Below are 24,444 nucleotides of genomic sequence, written 5' to 3' on the forward strand. Positions count from 1 at the left end.
AGTTGTACTAATATATGGATTAAACGACTCTTTTCCCTATAACAAAAAAGCCTGCCTTTCATAATAGGCAAGCTTTCTCAAGTTACATCTCATTTATTTTCTTCTTATACCAATCCTGCATTCTCTCCGCATCTTCTACTCTCGTATGCTCTATTTTATAACTAGATGATGCACTCGAAAACTTATACGTACATAAATCCGCACGGCGCTGGAAATATGATTGTGTCTTCTCCATTGATTGGACATGTCTTCTTCTAATAAGTCCTGTATATTTTCCGACGCTACGATAGACAAGTGTAATTTGTTCTCCGTTAACACTGTAGCCATTTGTTTTAAATGTTGCGTATCCAAGTGTAAAGATAAGGATTGCGAGCGGTAGTAATGCCCACATGATGTAATACTTTTCAAAGTATATGCTTATTCCAGTAAGCGGGATTGCGAGCATAGCGAAAAAGATGAAACTATCAATGAGATAGCGGCGCAATGCTGCTTTTGGTAACGAAGTAATACTTGCATTCAGTTCGTATGGTAATTGTAAATGCGCGAGTAATTGTTGCACTCGATCTTTTCGAATGATAGGATGCAGTGTAACTTTTTCTTCTTTCCCTTCACTTTGAATGACTTCTACTTGCACAGCACAATAACCGAACGGTTGGCGTAAAATGCCTTCTTTTATCGTAATCCCTTGAATGCGGTGCAATTTTAGTACGAGTTCTTTTCTCTCCAGTAACCCTTGCGAAATACGGACTTCATCATTTTTTCGATTCACTGTGAAGTTACCGTGTTTTAACGCGTAGCCAATTGTAGATATCATCCAAGAAACGACAAGTAAAATAGCTACCATGTAAATCCAGCCATATATATCGTGGTCCATTACATATGACGTCACACTATTTTTTATCCATTTCGGAATATACTCATCTACTTGGTGATAAACGAAAAAGATTAAAGAGAACAATACTCCAAATTGACCAGATGTAACAGACGCTATTAAAATCTCTTTCCACGTTAACTTGTACTCTGTCGTTTGTTTTTCCTCTGTAACAATTGCTTTTTCTACTGTATTTTCTGCTGCTTCGTCTAACGTTTTTTCTGCTTTCACTTCTGGAGTTGGCTCATTTAGCAAAGTAATAAGCTCCGTCGCCTCTTCTACCGTAATTCCAGCTAAGCTAACTTCTGCTTCATCGCCCCCGCCAGCTGTTTCAATCTGAATTTTTTTCAAACCGAGCATTTGGTATAGTACGTTAGAACTTGTATTAATTGTTTGAACACGTTCTTTATTTAAGTAGCTCTCCTTTTTCACAAAGAGACCTTGTTTCACATGTAATACGTTATTTTCGACCCAGTATACTTTGTAATACCAGCCTACGATAGCTGAAATAATTGTGATCAACGCAAAACCAATAGGAACTAAATACCAAAATGGAAACTTTCCCCTTAAGCTAAAAAGAAAAATAATGAGTGGTATAAAATCTGTTATTTTTAATTCTAATAACATCGTGATTGGATGCTGCCTCTTATACATCCTCATCACTCACTTTCGCTAATTCTGCGATTTTCGTTTTCAACATTTCAGCTTCATACATCGTTAAACCTGGGATGCTATGAGAAGTTGCTGCTGTTGAAATGTGTAATTCTGCTAATCCGTATTTTCTCATAATTGGCCCTTGTTCAATCGTAACGTGCTGCACACGAATCATCGGTACTAATACGCGCTTTACGACGAAAAGACCATGCTGAATTTCAAGTTCTTCTTCATTTAGTTGGTAGCTGTAATAACGTTGACGTAGTTTCGGAAACGTAAAGTAATCAAACGGTGTATATACAATTGTTAATCCGATGAGCACATAGAAAATCCAAGCCCACCAATTAAACTTAATCATAAAGAAAAGATATGCCAAAATGACTATAATACTGATTCCTAGCTCAATTAAAGAACGCGCTTTCCACACCTTGACCATGTCAGGGTGAATTTCATTTTTCAATGGATCCATGTAACCACTCCAAATCTAGTAATCTAATATATGAATACTCTCAATCTATATTTTACGTAACTTTACAGAAAATTGAAATTCAATCTTCTTTCTTCTCAGGAATAAAATATCCGAACCAAAGTAGCCAAATGAAACCGATTAACTTCATCCAATTTCCATCCGCTTGAAAAGCTTCAATCATACCTGGTATTTTATAAACCCCAATAAATCCAAGAAAACCGAGCCACCAGTTTTTTTGCATTTTCATCTTTACTCCTCCTTCATTACGTTTTTCACATTTCGAATCCAAATTTCTTTATACTTTAACTGGAATCCCATGAGCATATAGTTGCTCATATTATCAATCACGAGTGCTAGCGTATGAGCATTTTCTTCCGTTTCATGTTGTGACACTACGTCAAGTTCTACGCCTTTCTTCAATAAATCGTGGAAACCATTTAAGAAATCTTCTTGTATTTCAAATAAGCGTTTCTGATACTTTTCATTTCGCGATGCAGTTACGAGAAATTCATTGATAACGCGTAATATCCCTTCTTGCCCTTCATATTCAGAGAGCATATGTAAACCATCAGCAATTAACTTTTCTGCAAAGTTTTCTTTCGTATATTGCTCTTTATCGAAATAACTCACGAAATGATATCCAGAGAAAATTTCTTCAAATAAAAAATCGATTAACGCTTCTTTAGAAGAAAAATGATAATAAATAGCCGGTTTTGAAATACCTACCTCTTTCGCAATCATGGAAAGACTCATCTTCTCAATGCCGTGTTCTGCCATAAGTTTAAATGAAGCCTCTACAATGTTTTGCGATGTTTGTAAATTCTTCGTCATACTGTACCTCACTTATTTTTACTTACCGGTCGGTAAGTAAATTATAAAACAAAACGAAATGATTTTCAATTTAGTTAGCACTACAGAAGGTGTTTATCAGAAAATACAGAAAGTTATAAAGTAAAAGCAACATATAACAATAAGGAGGATATCATATGGGACTTGGTGGTAATGGCGGTAGTGGTGGTAATGGCGGCGGTGAAGCAGGACAAACTGGTAAGAGCGGATTTTCATTAATCATTGTACTTTTTATCGTATTGATTATAGTTGGAGTTAGCTATATCGGACTTGGCTTCTAAGAAAAGGCGTCCTACGTTACACATGTAGGACGCCTTCTTTTTAATCCCTATTCAGCAATCGCATACGATAACAATTCATCGTCACTTCTCCGAGTCTTTGCAGTAGTTGATAGTTCGCATATGCGCCTACCGGGGCACCGATTATTGGTACGAGCTGCAGCATTTTGGCTAAATCGATATAGTCTCGGTACTCTGTTTGGAACTTTTCCCAGTCCATATGATTTTCTTCTTCTGTATCCCACGTTTCGATTGCTTTCCATATTTCTTTTCGGTGATCGTCACTTGAAAAGGCAAGCTGAAAAACATGAAGGATAAAAAGGCGCTCTTCTTTGTTGCTCGTATCAAATCCGTACAATGTCGCTGCATCGAATAAAAATTTAATTTTAATGCCGAGTAAAAGCGGAAAGTCAGCAAGACCGAGGAGAATACCGCCAGCCCCCGTCCCTGCCCCTTCTGCCGCTGCTATTTTTTTATACTCATCCATTTTTTTACGAACTTCATCGTCACGTCTTTGCAGTGACCATGTCGTCTCTTTTAGCTTCGGCTTTATAAAGTTTGACCCGGCGCTGATTGTTTGCACCATCATACGAATCGTCTCTGTTAATACCTTTTGTACTTTCGCCGGAATGAGCTGTTGCACCTTCGTCTGCACTTTCTTTGAGAACCGTGTCATCATAGAAGAATCTTTCATAAATGTAGCTTTCCACTGCTCCAGTTCTTTTATAACCTTTTCTTCATATGTAATCATAGGTTCATTCCCTTCAATTTAAACGCTCAATGCGCTTCGCCCCGTATTGGTAAACGAAACCGATACTAAATAATATGCTTACGATAAGTAAAATTCCTGTCATCATGAAATCTTTCGTTGCTAGTGCAAATATAACTGTAAAGATTACGCTCCCGATGATTAGAATCGCGTTTAATAAAGTAAGAAAATCTTTCTTCTTCTCTTCTCCCCCTACCGGATACAAATCAAGCCAAATCTTCATGCGGTGATGTTTCCATAAAGTTAAGAGCTGATAACCGATTAAGTATAGGAAAATAAGGCTTACGATAAATCGTCCATATAAAAACGGAATGAAGTACAAAATAACTCCTCCAAGAGCGAGCAAACGCACATATAATCCAAAATAGTTACCTGATCTTAAAAACGTTCTCGTATATAAGTATAAATATGTACGCTTTTCACCAATCATCGAAAGAATGAAATCGAGCCATTTTCTGCGTGCTACTCTTTCTTTTAATGCTGGTACATCAACGAACATGTTCGCGATGCGGTACAGCAGCATCATCTTCTTACCTTCTTCAGAAATTAAATACTCCCAGTTTAGCGGCTTTCCCTTCACCATTTGATGCAGTACTACGAGGTATAACACCATGAGAAGGACGATTCCACCAATAAACATAACGGAAGTACGCTCTAAAAGGAAATAAACAAATAAGCCGTTTAAAATAAAACGAATGAACCAATCAGCTCTTTGTATATTTTGATCTGTTAAAAATGACTTTTCCCATGCTACGAATAAGTTCCACGCTTTTACGATGACAAACGCGAGTACAATCCATATGTAAGCCGCTCCTGTTTGTTTCATTTGCTGGAAGTATAACGGAGCAAGCGCTGCCGCTACAATTGCGATTATGTACAACTGAATCATAAACGTAAAAAGAAACGCCTTTGTAAAGTATGGTTTTAATTTTTGTTCAACTGGCAGCAAGTAAACGAGATCCGCTTCTTTTAATAACGTTTGAATGGATCCAGCCGTTAACACGAGTCCAATTAATACTGCCATTACGAGCGCCGCCGGAAACGAAGGTGTTAACGTTTGTAACCATTGCTGGTAATAATACGCTCCCGCACCAATGATGAACACGAAAATAAATTTCAAATGATCATTAAATACGTATTTACTATATGTACGAACTTCTTTTAGAAAGTGACGAAATCGTTCTTTCCATAACGCTGTGCTATTCATAATCTTCTTCCTTTGTTAGCGCGATGTAAATATCATCTAACGTTGCACCTGGCATATTAAACTGTGATTGCAGTTCAGATAGCGTTCCCTTCGCTCTTACTTCACCTTGATGCAAAATAATGAACGAATCACAATAACGCTCTGCCGTCGCTAAAATATGTGTGCTCATTAAAATACCGGCACCACTCTTTTTCATTTGGTCCATCATTTGAAGAAGGGATTGAATCGCTAACGGATCTAATCCAACGAAAGGTTCATCTACTATGTAAAGAGATGGCTCCACTAAAAATGCGCTCATAATCATTACTTTTTGTTTCATTCCTTTTGAGAAATGAGATGGAAACCATTTTAAACGATTTTTCATACGAAACTCTTGTAGTAGTTGTCCTACACGTTCTTCATATTGTTTTTCATCAATGCCATACGCCATAGCTGTTAATTTCAAATGCTCTTCTAACGTTAATTCATCATATAATACTGGCGTTTCCGGAATGAATGAAAAGCTAGAACGGTACGCTGTCATATCATCACGAATTGTTTTCCCATTAATTGTGACAGTTCCTTTTTTCGGTTCCATTAAACCGATAATATGTTTAATCGTCGTACTTTTACCAGCTCCATTTAAACCGATTAAGCCGACAAGTTCGCCTTTATTAACAGAGAACGAAACGTCTTTTAATACAGGTCGTTTCGTATATCCTCCTGTAACATTTTCTACACGCAATAACTCGCTCATACGACACCACTTTCTTCATTAGTATTCATTCTATATTCATCTTACCAAAAATTATGCTGTACTACATAGTATCCATGTACTCAAAAAAATTTTTTAAATTTATTAGCATATATTTTTCCGAAAGCGGACATCATAATTATTGAAGAAGGAACACATTGAAAAAGCAACCACCAATTGATGAGTACAACAACATAGTGAAGTCATCATGAAATGGGGTGTCCAAGTTGGACAATGAAATTTACACATAACCAGATCATTTGTTTCATTTTCGAAACGGGGTGTCTCTGAAAGAGCATATACTGTTTTAAAAAATAAACAATTTCATTTTAAAAAAGATTGCAATTCATTTCACTTGAAAATGGGGTGTCTACGGCAGAAACTTTAGCCGATTTACCGTGCATTTCTTAAATAAATGAGGTGTCTGCGAAACGTAAATTACGATAATGCTTTTTCAATCCCTCTTCAGAAAACAGGAAGCTGAGTCAGCTTCCTGTTTTTCGTGTTTGTTCTCTTATATAATTATGGTAAAATACGGCTAAGGATATTTGAAAGGATGAGATCAATGAATCATACAGCAGACAATTGTATTTTTTGTAAAATCATTGACGGGCAAATCCCTTGCTCAAAAGTATACGAAGATGAACATGTGCTTGCATTTTTAGATATTAGTCAAGTAACAAAAGGACATACTCTTGTTATTCCAAAAGTTCACAAACAAGACATTTTTGCGTTAACGCCAGAAATCGCATCACACATTTTTTCTGTCGTTCCAAAAATCGCAAATGCGATTAAAGCAGAGTTTAATCCAATTGGCTTTAACCTACTTAACAATAACGGTGAAAAAGCTGGACAAACTGTGTTCCACTTCCACCTTCATTTAATTCCACGCTACGGTGAAAAAGATGGTTTCGGTGCTGTTTGGAAATCACACCAAAATGAATACACTATGGAAAATTTACAAAACATCGCAAGTACAATTGCAAATAGTGTGAAATAATGACACTATAAGAAGGCGTAATACATAACAAGCCAGTTCCCTGAAGTCATCAAATTCCGCATGGCTTGTTTCTTTACTTAAAATGCTCAGGGATGATTGTTTGTGCATAGCACATATAAGAAAGATATGCATATTTTTCCCATCATGAATACGAACAAAAAATAAGGAGGTCTCCTTTTATGTCAAAAGCTAAATCCTTTATTACAGGTGTTATTTGCGGCGGAGCAGTTGCTGGACTAGCTGTTCTTTTCTCAACTCCTTCTTCTGGTAAAGACATGCGCGGCAAGTTAAAAGAAAAAGGAAATGATATTAAAAAGACTTTAGCTGATATTACAGCTGATACGAAATTATTAAAGCGTCAAATTATTGAAACTGCTTCAGAAGGTAAAGAAGTGTTTCAAGAATTAAAAGATGACATGCAAGACACGCTTTCTAACTGGAAGCAAGATATTTCTCAAAACAAGCGCCATATTGAGAAAGAAATTTTGGACATCCAAAAGTCAATTGAGAAACTACAAGAAGCTGTTCCAGAAAAAGCGTAAACAAATTCCTGCTTAGTTTTTTGCATATAACAAATATTTTTTATATAAATTGACCTTGACACGGCATATCATATAGATATGCCGTGTTTTTATGCATTTACAATATATGTTATCACTTAACATGTAAGGACAACGTATGTATTCACGACTCATAAAACGCTTCCATAGTTATGCATGATTTGTATAGAATGTCATTTTTCCGAAAAATTTTCACAATTCTCACAAAAAGACTTTATTAATTTTTATTTTACTGGCATAATAGATAGTAATGAAAAAAGAATGTTAAAGTGGGTGAGTAAATGAAAAGTGGAGAAAAAGATTACTCGGTAAAAGAAGCGATGATTTTCAGCCAACGCATTGCTCAATTATCGAAAGCGTTATGGAAATGTGTAGAGAAAGATTGGCAGCAGTGGATTAAACCTTACGATTTAAATATTAATGAACATCATATTTTAACAATCGCTTATCATTTAAAAGGGGCTTCTATTTCTGAGATTGCTAAGTTTGGAGTTATGCACGTATCAACAGCGTTTAACTTCTCGAAAAAGCTGGAAGAACGCGGCTATCTTGTATTCTCGAAAAAGGAAGATGATAAACGAAATACGTACATTGAAATTACAGACAAAGGGGAAGAATTACTACTTCGCTTAATGGAAGAGTATGATCCTGAAAATAATTCAGTGTTTAATGGGGCTCTTGCACTTCGTAATTTTTATGGGAAGTTCCCAGAAAATATCGAACTGATTGCAATCCTGCGTAACATTTACGGACAAGACTTTATCGATATTTTTGAGAAATCATTAGAAGATATTGAAGAGAACTTTACAGAATCCGATCAAAAGTTAGTTAAGAAATAATCTATTTATTTTTTCGCAATCATGCTTAAGAATTCATTCATAAGCGGCTTAAATAAACCTTGTTTTGCTAGCGCTTCCGCAGTTTCGTGTACTTCGAGCTGATGTGGAAGCGCTTTTTCAAATTGATCTAACAGCGCATCGAACAAAAGAAGCCCTTCTGCTTTCTCCACTACATATTGATCGTTCAGTTTTTCACAAAGATTTAGTATACGTTCAATATCTTTTTTACGAGCTTTTTTCTTTATGATCAAAGAATAAAATGGACACTTCTCTTCATCAATCATTTTAAATAATAAGTCTACATAGTATTCAGCTTGTTCTAATCTTCTAACAACGTCCATTTTCTCCCTCACTTTCTAACACAAAGTCTTCTATTTCTGAATTTTGTAACACGAACAAAATATCGTGTGATACAATATATGTATATGTATTTTAGCCAAAAGGAGGTCTCGCCTCATGACACTTATAACAGTTGTTTTTGTCGCATTCGCACTTCTTGTTATATTTTACACGAATTTCATGACACATACACTGTGTGAACGAAAACAAATAGCTGCGAGCCGCCAGCCCGGTGTCTTTCGGGTTATTAATGTATGTATAACAATTTTATTAATTTCTAGTTATATAGAAATTATATTTCATGGAAAGTGAGGAAGGAAAGCCCCTTCCTCACTTTTTTCCTCTATAAGCAAATTATACCTACAATAACCAATAAAATAAACAGTACAAGTAATAAAATAAGTTGAGAATTCATCCCCATCCCCTCCTCTATTCTGTATATGCGGCATACGCCCAATATGGCACACTTTCAAAATCTGACACGTACTGGTTAATTTTTCTTTATCAATATGAAAATGCGTCGAAATATGATATATTAAATTTTGTACATATTGCTTATACTATAGAACAAAACATTCATCAAAACTTTATCCTCAGCCACGGTAAGCCCTGTTAAGCGCGCTTTACCAATATAAAAAAGCAAAAGTATCAGTGAGACTTAATCGGGCTCTTATGAATGAAAATTCATCGGTGTAGGATAAATTAAAAATACATAATAGTAGGAGTGTTTATCGAATGAAGAAAGCTATGCTTGCCTTAGCCGCAACAAGTGTAATCGCATTATCAGCATGTGGAACATCATCATCAGACAAAATTGTTACATCTAAAGCTGGTGACATTACAAAAGAAGAATTCTACGAACAAATGAAAAATTCACAAACTGGTAAACAAACACTAAATAACATGGTTATGGAAAAAGTACTTATTAAAAACTACAAAGTTGAAGACAAAGATGTAGACAAAAAGTTCGATGAAATGAAAAAACAATACGGTGATCAATTCGATACACTAATGAAACAACAAGGTATTAAAGAAGAAACTATTAAAAATAGTGTGCGTGCTCAATTAGCTCAAGAAAAAGCGGTTGAACAATCGATTACTGATAAAGATGTAAAAGCAAAATTCGAGGATTATAAAAAAGAAATTAAAGCAAGTCATATCCTTGTAAAAGATGAAGAAACTGCTAAAAAGGTGAAAGATGAACTTGCTCAAGGTAAATCTTTCGAAGAATTAGCAAAACAATACTCTGAAGATACAGGCTCAAAAGAAAAAGGTGGCGACTTAGGATTCTTCGGACCAGGAAAAATGGTAAAAGAATTTGAAGAAGCAGCTCAAAAGTTGAAAAAAGGTGAAGTAAGCGAACCTGTAAAAACACAATTTGGTTACCATATTATTAAAGTAACTGATAATCACGCAGATGCAACTTTCGATAAAGCAAAAGCTGATATTAAAAAAGCACTAGTTCAAGAAAAAACACAAGATGCTCAATTTATGAACGATCTTATGATGAAAGAAATCAAAAAAGCTGACGTAAAAGTTGACGATAAAGATTTAAAAGATCTTTTCAAAGAGCAAAAAGCTGACGATAAAAAAGACGAAAAGAAATAATGAAGTAAAAAGCTTGGGCTTAGGCCCGAGCTTTTTTTATCCCCTCTTCTCCCGGTAGTTAATCTAGATTCGGTAAATGAAATTATATCAGTGATTTTTCAAATATATCGACCGCAACTCCAATTATATCGGCGATTTTCAAAATATATCGGCGCAACTCCAATTATATCAGCGATTTCCGAAATATATCGACTTACCGACAAAAAACGACAACAAGCGTGACTCCTCTTCAAACACAAAAAAACCTTGATCCACGCCACGTAGAACCAAGGTTTATCTTATTATGATTGATTAAATGAAAAAACTATGTTAAATTAGAACAGAAACACGTTTTACAAAATAAAAGGAACGTATTTATCCGTATCTTAATTTTACACCAAAACACATCTTCAGTCAACCTCTATTTTTCACTTTTAAAGGAGTGCTTACCGTATGAACAAAAAACTTGATCTAGAGCAAAAAAGATTGGATACCGTAATCGAGACAATTACGGAGCAAATTGATAAACTGGAAAATGAAACTGGCAGACGCCGAGCAGAAGTAATCAATATTCGTAAACACTTTTGGGATGATGTGAAAGTGAACACGGATACTTTTGATGATTATCTTGAAACAGTTATCAACTTGAGACAACAAGCTCAGTCACTAGCTGTCACACAAATTACCCATAAGCACACCTTTAATCGACTTGCCGCATTAAGACGCATGCATAAAGCACCTTATTTCGGACGAATTGATTTCAAAGAAGAAGGAGAATCTGCCGCGGATCAAATTTATATCGGCGTCGCTACACTTACTGATGCAAGCGGAGAAAACTTCCTTATATATGACTGGCGCGCACCTATTTCGAGTGTGTACTACGATTATCCACCAGGACCGGCTGAATACAGTACACCAGGCGGCGTAATCCACGGTAATGTGGAGAAAAAATTACAATACATTATTCAAAATGGCGAGATTGATTCTATGTTCGATACGAGCCTTACAATTGGTGATGAAATCTTGCAGCAAGCGCTCGGAAAAGGTACGAATAAACATATGCAGAGCATCGTTGCTACAATTCAGCGCGAGCAAAATGAAATTATTCGTCACGATGAAGGCCGACTCCTTATCGTGCAAGGAGCTGCTGGTAGTGGTAAAACGTCAGCTGCCCTGCAACGAATCGCCTACTTACTATATAAATATCGCGAATGGTTAAAAGCAGATCAAATTATTCTCTTCTCCCCTAACTCTATGTTCAACAGCTACGTTTCTAACGTACTACCTGAACTCGGCGAAGAAAATATGCAGCAAGTGACTTTCCAAGAATATTTAAACCATAGACTGAGTAAGTCATTTGACGTTGAAGATCCTTATGAACAATTAGAATATATGTTAACTGAAACGAATAATCCTACCTATAAAACGAGAAATGCGAGCATTCGATTTAAGGCATCTACTCAATTTTTCGAGATGATTAGAGCGTACAGACAATCTCTTGAATCTTCAGGCATGCTATTTAGAGGAATGAAATTTAGAGGAAAACTGATTGTTTCTGCGAAAGAAATTACAGAACAATTTTACAATACCGACTCCTCCCTCCGCTTCCATAGTCGAATTGAGAAGTTAACGGATTGGCTAAACAAGCAAATAGATGCACTTGAAAAAGCAGAACTGAAAAAGCCTTGGGTAGAAGAAGAAATTGAATTACTTAGTAAAGATGAATACCAAAAAGCTTATAAATATTTACAGAAAAAAGGCGAGTTTGACGACAACTCCTTTAATGATTTTGAAAAAGAAACGAGAGTACTTGGACGTATGATTGTCCGTAAAAAATTGAAGCCACTGCGTAAAGGCGTTCAAACATTACGCTTTATCAATTTCACAGGCATATATAAACAACTTTTCACAGATGCATCATGGGTTACTGAGAAAAAACCGAAAGAGTGGGATGACATTTGCTCCTTAACAGTAAACATGCTTGATGAAGGAAAACTATATTACGAGGATGCGACTCCATTCTTACTTTTAAAAGAATTAATTGAAGGCTTCCAAACGAACAGGTCGATTAAACACGTACTCGTAGACGAAGCGCAAGATTATTCGCCGTTTCAGTTCGAGTTTTTAAAACGTCTCTTCCCTGCTGCAAGAATGACTGTACTCGGAGACTTTAACCAAGCGATATTTGCTCATGCGAGTGAAGCAGTGAATTTCAACACACTTACTAGCTTATACGGACCAGACGAAACGAATGGCATCAACTTAACTCGTAGCTATCGCTCAACAAAACCAATTATTAAATTTACACGCACTCTCGTCCCGGAGGGCAAGAACATTCACGCCTTTGAACGTGACGGTGAGAAACCTAAAGTGACGAAAGTATCGAATGTCAACGAACTGCACGAACGTATTACTGCCAAAGTTGCTGAACTACAAAAAGAGCAGCACAATACGATCGCAATTATATGTAAATCTGCAGCTGAAAGCGCCGCTGCCTACGAAGCACTTAATCATATCGAGAATATTAAACTTGTGAAAAGTAACTCAGCCGAGTATGAACAAGGCATCGTCGTTATTCCTGCTTATTTAGCGAAGGGGATTGAATTTGACGCTGTTATTATTTACAATGCTTCTAAAGCTGTGTACAGTGATGAGAGCGTACGTAGATTGTTCTACACTGCTTGTACGCGGGCGATGCATGAGTTGCAACTTTATAGCGTTGGCGAGGTTAGTCCTTTTGTGCTTGGGGCTGATTCGGAGAGTTTTGAGCTTATAATGAAAACACCTTGATAATCATCAAGGTGTTTTTCTCATTCTAAAAGGAATATCTTTACGTCGATATACACTCAGCACAATCCCCATTATAAATGCATGAAACAGAGTTGGTATCAAGCCGTAACTAATAAAGGGTAATGATATAGAAACACGTGGTAATATCCCGAGGGTCATGCCAACGTTACAAATAAAATGGATTACAAAAAGAGTTACTCCGCCAACGAGAAGCAATTTACCATAACCATCATTTATTTTATAAGCTATGTTCATTATTCTTACTGCAAAAAGAGAAAGAATCACGACAAGAACTAGCGCAAGTACATATCCATAATAGTAAGTCAAACTTACAAATACAAAATCAGTATGGACAGCACGGATAGACTTTATATTTTCATATGTACCAAACCAACCTGCTGAAGACATCGCCTCTTTTAAACGTAAATACCATAGATCATGCTCTGGGTTTAACATTCCTAAAATTCTGGCCATACGGTATTCTTTTACAGCAGACCAGGAAAGTAGATCCCTAATAATCAATGGTACAATAGGTAAAATCGTAATGAGCCATGCCGTTTTCTTTCCTAACTTACTCCACCAAAGCATAACAAATACCATCATAATGTAGATGAAAATGGGTAAAAGAATTGATATAGTTGAAAATAAATATAAAGAAAATACGTACAACATGAGAAGATGTATAAACTTTAACCTACTATTATTGAAAAAAGAAGCCCAGGCTAGAAAAAAGAATGGTATCGTCATTAAACAGTCAATTTTGATGGGGCCAATTTTTATTATCGCTTCCCCAATCACGTAACCAGTCGGAAAACATTTTATAGCTAACAAGATAAGTATTCCAATTGTATAAAACAGCCATCCAAACCTCTCTAGCTTCCGGTAATCAAGCAACATCATCCCAATGGCTGTTGCAATCCCAAGAATTACAAAAATTACTTTGTTCATTAGTAAATCATCCGTATGCCCAAAAGCGATTATTGGTAAAAAACCTAATCCCATAGCAGCTACTAATAAAATAAGTAAAAACCAATCCACCTTTGGCTTATGAAGTTTATTAAGTTCTTGCCCTAGTTTAATCGGACTTCCCATTTGTTCCACCGCTTTATTTTCAGCGACTTCCTCGCTCAAACCTTTTTCTATCCATGTGTTCTTCGCCTGTTTTAGGTGAAAATCTAGTTCCGTTGCTACAAAATCTTTCGCTTCTTTTGATTTAATATAATTCGTAACTTCGCTTACAAAACGCTCCCCTTTTTTATTCAATTTCTCCTCACTCCTGTACTAAGCCTTTTAATATAAATTGTACCTTCGTAGCATTTTTTTCTGCCTTTCGCAGCATCTTTCTTCCTTTATCGTTTAATTGATAATATTTCGCTCCTGCATGATCCCAGCTAGATTGGATCAAACGGTTCTGTTCCAGACGATGTAATACGGTATATAAAAACCCTTCATTTCCTTCGAATTTCCGAATCCCTCTCCCTCGTAGTAGCTGTGACAATTCGTACCCTGTTTTTTCATTACTGAGGAGTTGTAAAATCGCTAAAGAGATGTCCTCTTCCTTCTCGTTTGAAGCATTGATTTTTTCGCGCACCTGCTTTCGATGTTGATCAGAAAAACTCAAATGTTTAAACGTTGTATTCTCCATTGATTTTCGCAGGCCTTTTAATTGATCTTCCATTTGATTATTCCTCCAATCCTTTCTTCAAAAGCTCCTTCGCTTTTTTCAGTCTCGTTTTTATCGTATTTTCCTTTACGTCTATTACTATAGCAATCTCTTTAATTGATAACTCTTCATAATAAAATAGATAAATGACTTCTCGATATTTTATCGGTAAATTCATTACTGCAGAAGCCAGTTCACGGTCCTCCGCATTTTGAATGACAGTTTGTTCGACACTACCATTTTGAACCCCCATATAAGCAGCTTCATCCTCTGTCACGATCACCTTGTTGTTATACCAACTTTTTATATAGTCCTTACATTGATTAATCGCAATTCTCCATAACCACGTTTTCACATTCGACTTCCCTTTATATGTATGCAGAGATTTATAGCATTTCACAAATATATCTTGCGTTACATCCTCAGCAATCTCTTTATTGTTTACATATGAATACACAAGCTGCAGGACTTCTTGTCCATACTTGTTCATAATTTCATCGATAAGGAGTTCCTTATCTTCTATTTCAAACGCTTCTACCGTTAATTCATCCACATCATTTCCTCCTTCCCATATATTAGACGACGCACTGTATGAAAAAGTTTTATAAATACATAAAAAAATACGGATGGTAATGTCCATACCGTTTTTTTTATGAATATTTATTTACTTCTTTTCCCCTGACACTAATGCTCTGCTTAAAAACAGGAATTTTTATCCATATATCTTGTTCCCTATTTTAAAACATAATACAATTAAAATGTAACTTAATAAGCTATAACTAGTAGGTGTGGCAATCATCTCTTCCATTTTGAAAAAGGGGGGAGGTGATAATATAATCGCGATGTTTATAATTAAATTAGTGTATGGTATCCTAACCGGAGCTGGCGTTGTCATCGGTAGAAGATACGTCGGTCCGTGGCTAATTTCTGTATACAAAAAAGCGAGAACCACCCTGCTTCGTGGAAAAGGTAAGGGCGGTTCTCGGCTAAAACGTTAATGTAATTGTCTTATAACCGCACCTACTACCACCACAATAGCAAGTTAGGTTACACAAGGCAGAAGTTTCTCAGGCTTCTGTCTTTTTTATTTTATGCAAAATTCACACTACATACTCTATCATCATTGTAACACATTTTATTTATTTTTAGTCAAGAGAAAAACCACCTAAAGGGCTCCCCTTCAGGTGGTTCTCTATTTTACGCTAACGCAGCTAGACTTTTTCAAGTTCAGCTGTGCCGCTCTCATCATTTATAGCACCAATAAAGACGGATTATGTACCCGCTTCATAACAGTATGAGTAAACAAGGAACAACACCTATTACGAATATAAAAAATCCTCTCACTATATAGCACCTATGTTTTCAGCAATACTCTATTACCATCAAACTAAATTTGTATAATTTAAACTACAGAATAGCAAGCTAATTTTCAAATATCTTCTTGCGCATTATCCTAAATTTATTATCTATTTGTATCATGCTTATAAATAAAAGATATCCTACCGACGCACCGAGCATATTTATAGCAATCCGCCACACATCAAAAACATCAGACAAAGTTAGTAAATGTAATATCTCCCAAACAAGAAAGGTCATAACATACCACTTACGAGCTTTCTTATAGTTAGTCACTTTATTAATCAGCACTGGAACGAAAAATCCGAATGGAACTACTAATATTATATGTTGTAAAACACTTAACCAATAAGTTGAGTTTCCCCAAGGACCTGGATGTGCAATAAAATCTTTAACTTGCCAAAGTGTTATTCCAAAAAGTTGTAATAACGTTTCTAAATCAGATATATGTAAAAATTGCTGCCAAAATTCAATGGGATGATAGACAGTCCCACCTGTCAAACTGCGAACAGAGTCAAATGTAGAAGTTGAAATAAACGTTCCTAAAAAGACAATAAAACAAATGATTATATAAGGAATACATAAAATTTTTGATAATACCTTTAATGGTCTAGGAACTTCGTATACCGATTTATTAATCTCTACGCCAATAACTTTTGATTCTCCAAAACTTTGAATCGCTTTATAAATCGCTTCTTTTTCATTCATACCTTGTTCCATATATTCTTCTTTCAAGCTGTTCAAGTGATCATACATTTCTAGAAATAACTCATCCTGTTCAATATCACTAAGTTCTGAATAGGCTAAAATAGACTTAATATACTCATCAAATTCACTCATAAATAACTCCTTTCTGACAAGCTTGAATTAATGCTGTTACACTCTCCCAAGAATTCACTTTCTTCTGCAATTCTTTTTTCCCTTTATCTGTAATAGTATAGAATTTCCTTTTCATCCCATTCTCAGATTCATTCCAATAAGATTCAAGAAACTCCTTTTTCTCTAATCTCTTTAAAGCAGGATACAAAGTTCCCTGCCCCATACTATACAAATCTTCACTTGCATCCTTTAAACTTTGAGCTATTTCATATCCATATGTATCACGTTTTGCAATGATAGAAAGTAATAAAATATCTATACTTCCCTTCAAGATTTCTTTGTCCAACAATACCACCACCTTATATACATCGTATAACAACATATGTCGTTATGCAATATAGTTAGAAGAATATTCCATAAAAAAAAGAACCACCTAAAGGCTCCCCTTCAGGTGGTTCTTTTTTTTACGCTAACGCAGCTGCTTGCTCTTGTTGATCTACAGGAATTACAGCATCTGTTAATGCTTTTTCTAATTCTGCTGTGTATTTCATTTGCTCTTCTTTGCTCCAGCCTAGTTTCGCAGCCATGTAGTTGATTACTGCTTCTTTCCACTCGTATACCCAGTGGATATTGAAGAATACAGCGCCTCTGCGGCGTACGAAGAAGTCAACTGGTTTTGCTGTCATTTCGTAATCCATTGCGTATACAAGAGGGATTAGAACGTCAAGCGGCATGTTGTATTCTTTCGCTTCGTCTTTATGTTTTTTCGCTAAGTCAAATAGTACGTCAACGTTAGAGCCGTAGAATTTCGCGAATTCTTCTGCTTGTGCTGTTGTTAAACCATATTTCGTACCTTCGCCAGCTTTTTTCGCAACGAATGCTGGGAATCCGTGTGAACCATCTACATGTCCACCAGAGATTGGCATATGTTTCGTGTCGCTCTTCGGATATGCGCTATGACCTTCTTTTTGTAGTAAGTTCGTTACGTAGTCTACTACCATTTCAGCCATTTTGCGGTATCCTGTTAATTTACCACCTGCGATTGTAATTAAACCAGATTCAGAAGTCCAAATTTCATCTTTACGAGAAATTTCAGATGCACTCTTACCTTCTTCATAAATTAACGGACGTACACCAGCCCAGCTTGATTCAATGTCTTTCTCTGTAATTTTCACGCTTGGGAACATGTAGTTAATCGCATTAATGATGTATGTGCGATCTTCTGTTGTCATTTGTGGTACAGCTGCGTCTTTATCATAGAACGTATCTGTTGTACCTACATAAGTTTTCCCGCCGCGAGGAATCGCGAACACCATACGTTTATCTGGTGTATCGAAGTAAATCGCTTGACCTAATGGGAAACGTTTTTGGTCAATTACTAAGTGAACACCTTTTGATAACTGAAGTACTTTTCCTTTTTTCGAGTTATCTTTTTCACGAAGTGTATCTACCCAAGGGCCAGCTGCGTTTACAATTTTCTTACCGTAAACTTCGTATACTTCTCCGTCTAGTAAATCGATTACACGTACACCGCATACTTTTCCATCTTTATATAAGAAACTGTCTACTTTTGCGTAGTTAACAGCTTTTGCGCCATGCTCAATTGCTTCTTTCATTACTTCAATTGTAAGACGCGCATCATCTGTACGATATTCTACGTAGTAACCGCCGCCTTTTAATCCTTCTTTTTTTACAAGAGGCTCTTTGTTTAATGTTTCTTCACGGTTAAACATCTTTCTGCGCTCGCTTCGTTTTACACCTGCTAAGAAGTCGTATACACGAAGACCAATTGATGTACTAAATGATCCGAACGTACCGCCTGTATGGAACGGAAGTAACATCCACTCTGGTGTTGTTACATGGGGACCGTTCTCATATACAATCGCACGCTCTTTACCCACCTCTGCTACCATTTTCACTTCAAGTTGTTTTAAATAACGTAGACCACCGTGTACAAGCTTCGTTGAACGACTTGATGTACCTGCTGCAAAGTCCTGCATTTCAAAAACAATTGTTGATAACCCGCGTGTTGCTCCATCTAATGCAATACCAGAACCAGTAATACCTCCACCAATTACGATCACATCTAACTCTTGTTTATTTACTCCGTTTAATACGTCTTTACGTTGTTTACTTGAAAATTTCATGGTAATTCCTCCCTTTGATAACGAAAAAAGAGACCACAAACTCCGCTATAGATTTCGCCTCTATAGCGCGTTGTGGTCTCTCCAAATCTCCTACCGAATTATTAACTTGTCACCATTATAACACTGTTTATGATTATTTGAAAGCTTTTGTTGCTTCAATTGCTTTTTTCCATCCAGCATATAGCTCTTCACTTGTTTTCGCTTCCATCGTTGGTTCAAAGCGTTTGTCCATATGCCACTGTTCTTTAATTTCATCTTGGTTTTTCCAATATCCAACCGCAAGACCAGCTAAGTATGCTGCACCTAGAGCCGTTGTTTCGTTGATCACTGGACGCTCTACAGGAACATCTAAAATATCACTTTGGAACTTCATTAAGAAGTTATTTTTAACTGCTCCGCCATCAACGCGTAATGTTTTCAGTTCAATACCTGAATCTGCTTCCATTGCGCATAATACATCTTTCGTTTGGTAAGCTAAAGATTCTAGCGTTGCACGAATGAAGTGCTCTTTCGTCGTACCGCGTGTTACACCAAACATAGCGCCGCGTACTTCACTATCCCAATAAGGTGTTCCTAGTCCAACGAATGCTGGTACAACGTATACACCATCAGTTGATTCAACGCGACTCGCATACACTTCACTCTCACTTGCATCTTTAAACATGCGCATTCCGTCACGTAACCACTGAATTGCAGAACCTGCTACGAAAATACTTCCTTCTAATGCGTAGTTTACTTTACCATCTATTCCCCATGCAATTGTTGTTAATAGACCATGCTCAGAAGCTACTGCTTTTTCACCTGTGTTCATTAACATGAAGCAACCAGTTCCGTAAGTATTTTTCGCCATACCTTCACCGAAACAAGCTTGTCCAAATAATGCTGCTTGTTGGTCACCAGCTACACCTGCAATCGGTACATTTTGGCCGAAGAAGTGGTAATCAATTGTTTCTCCGTAAATTTCAGATGATGGACGTACTTCTGGAAGCATGCTCTTTGGTACTGTTAACATTTCTAGAAGCTCATCATCCCACTGTAAGTCGTGAATGTTAAACATTAACGTACGTGATGCGTTTGAGTAATCTGTTACGTGTGCTTTACCACCAGATAGTTTCCATACAAGCCACGAATCAATTGTTCCGAATAATAGATCGCCGTTTTCTGCTTTTTCTCTTGCACCTTCAACATTATCTAAAATCCATTTTACTTTCGTACCAGAGAAGTATGCATCAATTAAAAGACCTGTTTTTTCGCGAACCATTTCGCTATAACCTTTTTCTTTTAACTCATCACAAATTTCAGCTGTTTGGCGAGATTGCCATACGATTGCGTTGTAAATTGGTTTACTAGTTGTTTTATCCCAGACAACCGTTGTTTCACGTTGGTTCGTAATACCGATACCTGCGATTTGTTCCGGTTTTACATCTGCTTCGCTTAAGCAAGTTGCGATAACTGCTAAAATAGATCCCCAAATTTCTTGTGCATTATGCTCTACCCAGCCCGGCTTTGGAAAATGTTGTGTAAACTCTTTTTGAGCTGAATGAACAATTTCACCTTTTTTATTGAAAAGAATTGCGCGTGAGCTTGTTGTTCCTTGGTCTAATGAAAGAATATATTTTTTCATATCGGTTTCCCCCTTATGCTACTTTTCTACTATTTGTATTGCTTCCGCTTTTTTTACTTGTCATATAAGAGATTGCTAGTACAATCACAGTTGCGATAATCACATAAATAAGTGCTGAATTTTGCTTTCCTTCAAATACAACTTGATGGAATAAACCTGCAAGTGATCCACCTAAAATTGGACCAACTACTGGAATCCATGCATACTTCCAGTTTGAACCGCCTTTTCCTGCAATCGGAAGGAAGAAGTGTGCGATACGCGGACCTAAATCACGCGCTGGGTTAATTGCGTATCCTGTTGTCCCACCTAATGATAAACCAATACTTACAATTAAGAAACCTACGATAAATGGATTTAATCCATCTGCAAATTTATTTGCACCAATTGCTAATATACCAAATACTAAAACGAATGTTCCAATCATTTCACTTAAAAGGTTTGCAAATGTGTTCGGAATTGCTGGACCTGTTGCAAATACACCTAACTTTGTTCCTGGATCTTCTGTTTCTTTCCAGTGTGGTAAGTAATGTAAATATACGATAACTGCCCCGATAATTGCCCCAATCATTTGTGCTGCGATATAACCTGGTACATCACTCCATGGGAACGCTCCCTTAAATGCTAATCCTATTGTTAAAGCTGGATTCAAATGTGCCCCACTAATTGATCCAACCGCATATGCTGCAACCGCTACCGCTAAGCCCCAGCCCATTGTAATTACAATCCAACCAGAATCTTTCGCAAACGACTTCTTTAAACTTACACCAGCACAAACGCCGCCACCAAGTACGATTAACAACGCAGTCCCTATTAACTCTCCTAAAAATGCTGACATAGTATCCCTCCACAATCAATTTAAACGCTTCCAAATGTGATAGAGGTAAAATGAATGGCCATTCGTTTTTGTCAAAAGAAAAAGACCCACAGCTTGCACGCTTCTATATAAATTTATATAGAAACAATGAAATGTGGATCTCTACTTTTCTCCGTCACGTTTATTAACTTGTCTATAATGTTAACCGTAAATGAAAGCGGTGTCAACGAAAAAATTCACATTTTCGTCACTTTTTTTGGTAATGTTTCCATAGTTCGCGTTTTGATGTCGTAATTGCTGTCGCACCAGCGTTTAAAGCTCTTTCCACATCTTCTACAGTACGAATAAAACCACCCGCTAAAATCGGTACACCAGTACGCTCTTTCACTTCAGCGATAATATCCGTCATTGCTCCAGGAAGTACCTCAATATAATCCGGTTTCGTCTTATCTAAAAGATTGCAGCTCTTCTCCATCGCACTCGAATCGATTAAAAAGATGCGTTGTATTGCCACAACACCTTTTTGCTTCGCCTTCATAATAACGCTCGCCTTTGTTGAAAGTAACCCGTACGGTCTAAACTCCTGACATAAATATTCCGTCGCATGCCCATCACTCTGCAAACCATGAATTAAATCCACATGTAAAAATACCTTTTTACAATATTGCTTCGCAAGTGATATAACACTCTTTAATTGACCGACATGAATATCTAAAATAACAATATATTCATACGAACTATGTAATAGCTTTTCCAAATCTTTAATTTGCCTCACTGCCGGCAAAATCTTCTGTTCATGAAATTCCATTCTCTATATCCCCTTCTTTATGTCATCCTATCCTTTATAGTACACAATTTAAGTGAAAAGAACAGCTAGTGTAGGGGATTTCTTTCAAATCTTTCCTCTATCTATATATTTTCTTCAACTTATCCGATCCCATACCACCTATAATCATGAATGCAAGGGGCAAAAGATTCATTACATATGGCGCATCTGCTACAATTGTAATACTTGCTCCAGCAAACTTATTTAGCATCCATACAACGATTTTTGCAATAAACAAAAATACTCCTATCATAAATAGACTATCAAAAAACAACTTCCATTTTGGATACGCCAATTGCTTACTATCTTCAATTACTTTCTGCGTCAATTCTTCATCACCCCTTAGCAGTTCATCAATTGTAATACCGAACAGATCACTTAAATGAATAATAATTTCAATGCTCAGATAGTTCTTTCCCGTCTCCCATTTCGAAACAGATTGCCTGCTCACATGAATTTTTTCAGCCAAATCATTTTGCGACCAATTTCTTTTTTCCCTTTCTTCTTTTAAACGCTCACTAAAAATCATACTGTGTTTATCACCTCTCTATGCCCATTATGTTCAAATAAATGATGAAGAGTAAAGCTAGTTATCGTTGCATTTCCTGCGCAACTTATGCGTTACAGCTTATAATGGCGCTCTTTTATATGTATCTTCCCTATACTATGCTCCAATAATAATTTCCCGAACAATAATACAAGGAACGGATACTAATAAAGTGAAACTTTAATCAACCCTCACCAATCGGGCTTTTACGGACAGCCCGCCCCCCACCTAACTTCTTTGCTTCCGCTGAATTTTGAGGTGGGGTCTTACTGCCCGGCAAATAGCGGGATAAAGACTAGATTAGGCATAAAAAATACGCCATCCCTTCTTATCAGTCTCCAGAAAGAATAACGCAAATTTTCATTTTTACTCATCATTTTTCGGACTATATGAAAACCCCGGATATTTCACAACAGGCCTCTTCTCCTTACGCAGGGAATCCATTACTTGCGGGCCAACATGTATATTACTCTCCACTATTTCTTTAGGAGTCAGTGCCATCCATTGATTTAACGATACATCTTCAAAACGATTACTTCTGAACATCTCTAAAAACCATAATGTTTCGGTACCTGTATTTTGAATATAATGCCCCGTCGCAAACGGTACATATCCGACATCGCCAGCTCTATAATCAAATGTACGAGCGGTACCATTTCCAAGAAACACAGTCATTCTCGCTTCCCCTGTCAAATAATATTGCCATTCATCATTATTCGGGTGCCAATGAAGTTCTCTCATTCCGCCAGGCTCAACCTCAACGAGCGCTGCTGCGATTGTTTTGGAAATAGGGAAATTTGTAGAATCTACAATTCGAACGCTACCACCAGGCGTCTTAATCGGCTTTTGTTTTAACAATTCATGTTTAAATGTTAAAGGAACTTCTCCTTTCGGTGATTGAATTTCCTGACTTTCAAGCGAACCTGGCACCTCTCCTTGATAAATATAAACTTGATCTGAAGGGATAGAACGAAAAGCACTCTCAGGTACTCCGAAATTAGCCGACAACACTTCTTTTGGCGTATGCGCAAACCAATCAGAAATAGCTAAAGTAGATAAATCAGAAAAATGCCCATCATCGAAAACGAGTAGAAATTCACAATGTTCCAATCCTTGAATGGAATGCGGAATACCAGGCGGAAAATACCAAAGATCACCTGGTCCAACATCAGCAATAAAATTCCGTCCATTTTGATCAACAGCCGTTATGCGTGCCCGTCCTAAAAGCATATACGCCCATTCCGCTTCTTTATGCCAATGTAGTTCTCGTACTCCACCGGCCGTTAAACTCATATTTACTCCCGCAATCGTCGTCGAAACCGGTAGTTCTCGAACAGTAATCTCCCGAGACCACCCGCCTTGTTTCAAAATCATAGAAGTGTCCGAGAATGAAAACTTCAAGTTAGGAACTAATCCTGCATCCGTTATAGGCGGAACAAGCATATTCGGATTTTGAATATCCCGCATAACATTACGAGGTCCAGAATCAATCGTACCTGCTCCGTCGCTGCGGATTGGTTGTGGCACATTCCCTCCCGCTTCATTAACAGTACGTTTCTTCATGATTACACTCCTTTTTCATCCAATTAGTAAGTAAAAAGCCTCCATCATAGTGTATGAATTGGGCTTTGGATGGTTACAGTTACTATGGAGTTACATCATCTGCCTATCATTATCGTTTTGTTCATTTCTCAACTTATACT

28 protein-coding genes are annotated in these 24,444 nt (G+C 36.9%); 8 read left to right on the top strand and 20 right to left on the bottom strand.

Annotated features, from left to right (window positions below; translation table 11 throughout):
- Window positions 1-82 precede the first annotated feature (82 nt).
- From B9A45_RS24605 to B9A45_RS24620, 4 genes are all read right to left on the bottom strand, one after another.
- On the bottom strand, window positions 83-1,525 hold the full coding sequence (locus tag B9A45_RS24605) for a PH domain-containing protein (RefSeq protein WP_000278202.1): 1,443 nt from the start codon (window positions 1,523-1,525) through the stop codon (window positions 83-85).
- Window positions 1,518-1,994 (bottom strand): PH domain-containing protein, encoded by a 477-nt coding sequence (locus tag B9A45_RS24610; protein ID WP_000371346.1) that lies wholly within the window; start codon window positions 1,992-1,994, stop codon window positions 1,518-1,520. Before B9A45_RS24610 ends, B9A45_RS24605 begins: the two co-directional genes overlap by 8 nt.
- Window positions 1,995-2,073: 79 nt before the next feature.
- The gene (locus B9A45_RS32325; protein WP_000783813.1) at window positions 2,074-2,241 is read right to left on the bottom strand and encodes a hypothetical protein; all 168 of its coding nucleotides are present in this window, start codon (window positions 2,239-2,241) and stop codon (window positions 2,074-2,076) included.
- 2 nt (window positions 2,242-2,243) lie between these two features.
- Window positions 2,244-2,825, bottom strand: coding sequence for a TetR/AcrR family transcriptional regulator (locus B9A45_RS24620; RefSeq protein WP_000164832.1), 582 nt, complete (start codon window positions 2,823-2,825; stop codon window positions 2,244-2,246).
- Between the two features lie 155 nt (window positions 2,826-2,980).
- On the opposite strand from B9A45_RS24620, the gene B9A45_RS24625 reads away from it, so the two are divergent.
- Entirely contained in the window at window positions 2,981-3,124 is a 144-nt protein-coding gene (locus tag B9A45_RS24625; protein WP_000522761.1) for a YjcZ family sporulation protein, read from the top strand.
- A 40-nt stretch (window positions 3,125-3,164) separates the two neighbouring features.
- On the opposite strand, the gene ecsC is transcribed toward B9A45_RS24625, so the two are convergent.
- From ecsC to ecsA, 3 genes are read right to left on the bottom strand one after another with little or no spacing between them, the layout of a single operon-like run.
- Entirely contained in the window at window positions 3,165-3,872 is a 708-nt protein-coding gene (gene ecsC / locus B9A45_RS24630) for an ecs operon protein EcsC (protein WP_000634139.1), read from the bottom strand.
- A gap of 13 nt (window positions 3,873-3,885) precedes the next feature.
- Complete coding sequence (gene ecsB / locus B9A45_RS24635; protein WP_001089103.1) at window positions 3,886-5,097, bottom strand: ABC transporter permease EcsB; 1,212 nt, start codon at window positions 5,095-5,097, stop codon at window positions 3,886-3,888.
- Window positions 5,090-5,833, bottom strand: coding sequence for an ABC transporter ATP-binding protein EcsA (gene ecsA / locus B9A45_RS24640; protein WP_001292595.1), 744 nt, complete (start codon window positions 5,831-5,833; stop codon window positions 5,090-5,092). The genes ecsB and ecsA overlap by 8 nt, the downstream gene beginning before the upstream one ends.
- A gap of 562 nt (window positions 5,834-6,395) precedes the next feature.
- Between ecsA and B9A45_RS24650 the strand changes: the two genes are divergently transcribed.
- The 3 genes from B9A45_RS24650 (at window position 6,396) to B9A45_RS24660 (ending at window position 8,229) form a co-directional block, all read left to right on the top strand.
- The gene (locus B9A45_RS24650; RefSeq protein WP_001016834.1) at window positions 6,396-6,830 is read left to right on the top strand and encodes an HIT family protein; all 435 of its coding nucleotides are present in this window, start codon (window positions 6,396-6,398) and stop codon (window positions 6,828-6,830) included.
- Window positions 6,831-7,009: 179 nt separating this feature from the next.
- On the top strand, window positions 7,010-7,372 hold the full coding sequence (locus B9A45_RS24655; RefSeq protein ID WP_000030299.1) for a YtxH domain-containing protein: 363 nt from the start codon (window positions 7,010-7,012) through the stop codon (window positions 7,370-7,372).
- A gap of 299 nt (window positions 7,373-7,671) precedes the next feature.
- Window positions 7,672-8,229 (top strand): HTH-type transcriptional regulator Hpr, encoded by a 558-nt coding sequence (locus B9A45_RS24660; protein WP_000834924.1) that lies wholly within the window; start codon window positions 7,672-7,674, stop codon window positions 8,227-8,229.
- Window positions 8,230-8,234: 5 nt separating this feature from the next.
- On the opposite strand, the gene B9A45_RS24665 is transcribed toward B9A45_RS24660, so the two are convergent.
- On the bottom strand, window positions 8,235-8,570 hold the full coding sequence (locus B9A45_RS24665) for a YhaI family protein (RefSeq protein WP_000383653.1): 336 nt from the start codon (window positions 8,568-8,570) through the stop codon (window positions 8,235-8,237).
- Between the two features lie 115 nt (window positions 8,571-8,685).
- Between B9A45_RS24665 and B9A45_RS24670 the strand changes: the two genes are divergently transcribed.
- Window positions 8,686-8,880 (top strand): hypothetical protein, encoded by a 195-nt coding sequence (locus B9A45_RS24670; protein ID WP_000172690.1) that lies wholly within the window; start codon window positions 8,686-8,688, stop codon window positions 8,878-8,880.
- Window positions 8,881-8,911: 31 nt separating this feature from the next.
- On the opposite strand, the gene B9A45_RS33255 is transcribed toward B9A45_RS24670, so the two are convergent.
- Complete coding sequence (locus B9A45_RS33255; protein WP_002023459.1) at window positions 8,912-9,025, bottom strand: hypothetical protein; 114 nt, start codon at window positions 9,023-9,025, stop codon at window positions 8,912-8,914.
- 278 nt (window positions 9,026-9,303) lie between these two features.
- On the opposite strand from B9A45_RS33255, the gene prsA reads away from it, so the two are divergent.
- Both prsA and helD read left to right on the top strand, forming a co-directional pair.
- Complete coding sequence (prsA, locus tag B9A45_RS24680; protein WP_053513549.1) at window positions 9,304-10,176, top strand: peptidylprolyl isomerase PrsA; 873 nt, start codon at window positions 9,304-9,306, stop codon at window positions 10,174-10,176.
- Window positions 10,177-10,608: 432 nt separating this feature from the next.
- On the top strand, window positions 10,609-12,945 hold the full coding sequence (gene helD / locus B9A45_RS24685; protein WP_053513547.1) for an RNA polymerase recycling motor HelD: 2,337 nt from the start codon (window positions 10,609-10,611) through the stop codon (window positions 12,943-12,945).
- 6 nt (window positions 12,946-12,951) lie between these two features.
- Here the strand turns inward: helD and B9A45_RS24690 are convergent, their stop codons facing one another.
- From B9A45_RS24690 to B9A45_RS24700, 3 genes are read right to left on the bottom strand one after another with little or no spacing between them, the layout of a single operon-like run.
- A complete protein-coding gene (locus B9A45_RS24690) occupies window positions 12,952-14,208 on the bottom strand; it encodes an FtsW/RodA/SpoVE family cell cycle protein (protein WP_053513545.1) in 1,257 nt (418 codons plus the stop codon).
- A 7-nt stretch (window positions 14,209-14,215) separates the two neighbouring features.
- Complete coding sequence (locus B9A45_RS24695) at window positions 14,216-14,623, bottom strand: PadR family transcriptional regulator (RefSeq protein WP_000390089.1); 408 nt, start codon at window positions 14,621-14,623, stop codon at window positions 14,216-14,218.
- 4 nt (window positions 14,624-14,627) lie between these two features.
- Window positions 14,628-15,161: a sigma-70 family RNA polymerase sigma factor gene (locus B9A45_RS24700; RefSeq protein ID WP_016109447.1), complete on the bottom strand. Its 534-nt coding sequence runs from the start codon at window positions 15,159-15,161 to the stop codon at window positions 14,628-14,630.
- 289 nt (window positions 15,162-15,450) lie between these two features.
- Here B9A45_RS24700 and B9A45_RS24705 point away from each other — a divergent pair, with 289 nt between their 5' ends.
- Window positions 15,451-15,606: a hypothetical protein gene (locus B9A45_RS24705; protein ID WP_000469930.1), complete on the top strand. Its 156-nt coding sequence runs from the start codon at window positions 15,451-15,453 to the stop codon at window positions 15,604-15,606.
- A gap of 424 nt (window positions 15,607-16,030) precedes the next feature.
- Here B9A45_RS24705 and B9A45_RS24710 read toward each other — a convergent pair whose 3' ends face one another.
- From B9A45_RS24710 to B9A45_RS24745, 8 genes are all read right to left on the bottom strand, one after another.
- Window positions 16,031-16,804: a VanZ family protein gene (locus tag B9A45_RS24710; RefSeq protein ID WP_001288383.1), complete on the bottom strand. Its 774-nt coding sequence runs from the start codon at window positions 16,802-16,804 to the stop codon at window positions 16,031-16,033.
- Window positions 16,797-17,129, bottom strand: coding sequence for a PadR family transcriptional regulator (locus B9A45_RS24715; RefSeq protein WP_000356630.1), 333 nt, complete (start codon window positions 17,127-17,129; stop codon window positions 16,797-16,799). Before B9A45_RS24715 ends, B9A45_RS24710 begins: the two co-directional genes overlap by 8 nt.
- A 118-nt stretch (window positions 17,130-17,247) precedes the next feature.
- Entirely contained in the window at window positions 17,248-18,930 is a 1,683-nt protein-coding gene (gene glpD, locus B9A45_RS24720) for an aerobic glycerol-3-phosphate dehydrogenase (protein ID WP_000672831.1), read from the bottom strand.
- A gap of 133 nt (window positions 18,931-19,063) precedes the next feature.
- Window positions 19,064-20,554, bottom strand: a complete 1,491-nt coding sequence (gene glpK, locus B9A45_RS24725; protein WP_000760011.1) for a glycerol kinase GlpK — start codon at window positions 20,552-20,554, stop codon at window positions 19,064-19,066.
- Window positions 20,555-20,567: 13 nt separating this feature from the next.
- Window positions 20,568-21,389 (bottom strand): glycerol uptake facilitator protein GlpF, encoded by an 822-nt coding sequence (gene glpF / locus B9A45_RS24730; RefSeq protein WP_001272195.1) that lies wholly within the window; start codon window positions 21,387-21,389, stop codon window positions 20,568-20,570.
- A gap of 226 nt (window positions 21,390-21,615) precedes the next feature.
- The gene (glpP, locus tag B9A45_RS24735) at window positions 21,616-22,176 is read right to left on the bottom strand and encodes a glycerol uptake operon antiterminator GlpP (RefSeq protein ID WP_000394286.1); all 561 of its coding nucleotides are present in this window, start codon (window positions 22,174-22,176) and stop codon (window positions 21,616-21,618) included.
- 97 nt (window positions 22,177-22,273) lie between these two features.
- Complete coding sequence (locus B9A45_RS24740) at window positions 22,274-22,723, bottom strand: helix-turn-helix domain-containing protein (protein WP_084065288.1); 450 nt, start codon at window positions 22,721-22,723, stop codon at window positions 22,274-22,276.
- A 384-nt stretch (window positions 22,724-23,107) separates the two neighbouring features.
- On the bottom strand, window positions 23,108-24,304 hold the full coding sequence (locus B9A45_RS24745) for an oxalate decarboxylase family bicupin (RefSeq protein WP_000747521.1): 1,197 nt from the start codon (window positions 24,302-24,304) through the stop codon (window positions 23,108-23,110).
- Window positions 24,305-24,444 lie beyond the last annotated feature (140 nt).

Source organism: Bacillus sp. JKS001846 (genome assembly GCF_900176455.1).
GTDB lineage: Bacteria > Bacillota > Bacilli > Bacillales > Bacillaceae_G > Bacillus_A > Bacillus_A cereus.

Bases quoted from the DNA above. Each gene is read 5' to 3' on its own strand.
- B9A45_RS24665 (WP_000383653.1), bottom strand. From the start codon at position 8,570: ATGGACGTTGTTAGAAGATTAGAACAAGCTGAATACTATGTAGACTTA.
- glpK (WP_000760011.1), bottom strand. From the start codon at position 20,554: ATGAAAAAATATATTCTTTCATTAGACCAAGGAACAACAAGCTCACGC.
- B9A45_RS24740 (WP_084065288.1), bottom strand. From the start codon at position 22,723: ATGATTTTTAGTGAGCGTTTAAAAGAAGAAAGGGAAAAAAGAAATTGG.
- B9A45_RS24650 (WP_001016834.1), top strand. From the start codon at position 6,396: ATGAATCATACAGCAGACAATTGTATTTTTTGTAAAATCATTGACGGG.
- ecsA (WP_001292595.1), bottom strand. From the start codon at position 5,833: ATGAGCGAGTTATTGCGTGTAGAAAATGTTACAGGAGGATATACGAAA.
- B9A45_RS24620 (WP_000164832.1), bottom strand. From the start codon at position 2,825: ATGACGAAGAATTTACAAACATCGCAAAACATTGTAGAGGCTTCATTT.
- ecsB (WP_001089103.1), bottom strand. From the start codon at position 5,097: ATGAATAGCACAGCGTTATGGAAAGAACGATTTCGTCACTTTCTAAAA.
- glpF (WP_001272195.1), bottom strand. From the start codon at position 21,389: ATGTCAGCATTTTTAGGAGAGTTAATAGGGACTGCGTTGTTAATCGTA.
- B9A45_RS24695 (WP_000390089.1), bottom strand. From the start codon at position 14,623: ATGGAAGATCAATTAAAAGGCCTGCGAAAATCAATGGAGAATACAACG.
- B9A45_RS24670 (WP_000172690.1), top strand. From the start codon at position 8,686: ATGACACTTATAACAGTTGTTTTTGTCGCATTCGCACTTCTTGTTATA.
- B9A45_RS24660 (WP_000834924.1), top strand. From the start codon at position 7,672: ATGAAAAGTGGAGAAAAAGATTACTCGGTAAAAGAAGCGATGATTTTC.
- B9A45_RS24745 (WP_000747521.1), bottom strand. From the start codon at position 24,304: ATGAAGAAACGTACTGTTAATGAAGCGGGAGGGAATGTGCCACAACCA.
- B9A45_RS24705 (WP_000469930.1), top strand. From the start codon at position 15,451: ATGTTTATAATTAAATTAGTGTATGGTATCCTAACCGGAGCTGGCGTT.
- B9A45_RS24655 (WP_000030299.1), top strand. From the start codon at position 7,010: ATGTCAAAAGCTAAATCCTTTATTACAGGTGTTATTTGCGGCGGAGCA.
- helD (WP_053513547.1), top strand. From the start codon at position 10,609: ATGAACAAAAAACTTGATCTAGAGCAAAAAAGATTGGATACCGTAATC.
- ecsC (WP_000634139.1), bottom strand. From the start codon at position 3,872: ATGATTACATATGAAGAAAAGGTTATAAAAGAACTGGAGCAGTGGAAA.
- B9A45_RS24710 (WP_001288383.1), bottom strand. From the start codon at position 16,804: ATGAGTGAATTTGATGAGTATATTAAGTCTATTTTAGCCTATTCAGAA.
- B9A45_RS24610 (WP_000371346.1), bottom strand. From the start codon at position 1,994: ATGGATCCATTGAAAAATGAAATTCACCCTGACATGGTCAAGGTGTGG.
- glpD (WP_000672831.1), bottom strand. From the start codon at position 18,930: ATGAAATTTTCAAGTAAACAACGTAAAGACGTATTAAACGGAGTAAAT.
- prsA (WP_053513549.1), top strand. From the start codon at position 9,304: ATGAAGAAAGCTATGCTTGCCTTAGCCGCAACAAGTGTAATCGCATTA.
- B9A45_RS32325 (WP_000783813.1), bottom strand. From the start codon at position 2,241: ATGAAAATGCAAAAAAACTGGTGGCTCGGTTTTCTTGGATTTATTGGG.
- B9A45_RS24605 (WP_000278202.1), bottom strand. From the start codon at position 1,525: ATGTATAAGAGGCAGCATCCAATCACGATGTTATTAGAATTAAAAATA.
- B9A45_RS24625 (WP_000522761.1), top strand. From the start codon at position 2,981: ATGGGACTTGGTGGTAATGGCGGTAGTGGTGGTAATGGCGGCGGTGAA.
- glpP (WP_000394286.1), bottom strand. From the start codon at position 22,176: ATGGAATTTCATGAACAGAAGATTTTGCCGGCAGTGAGGCAAATTAAA.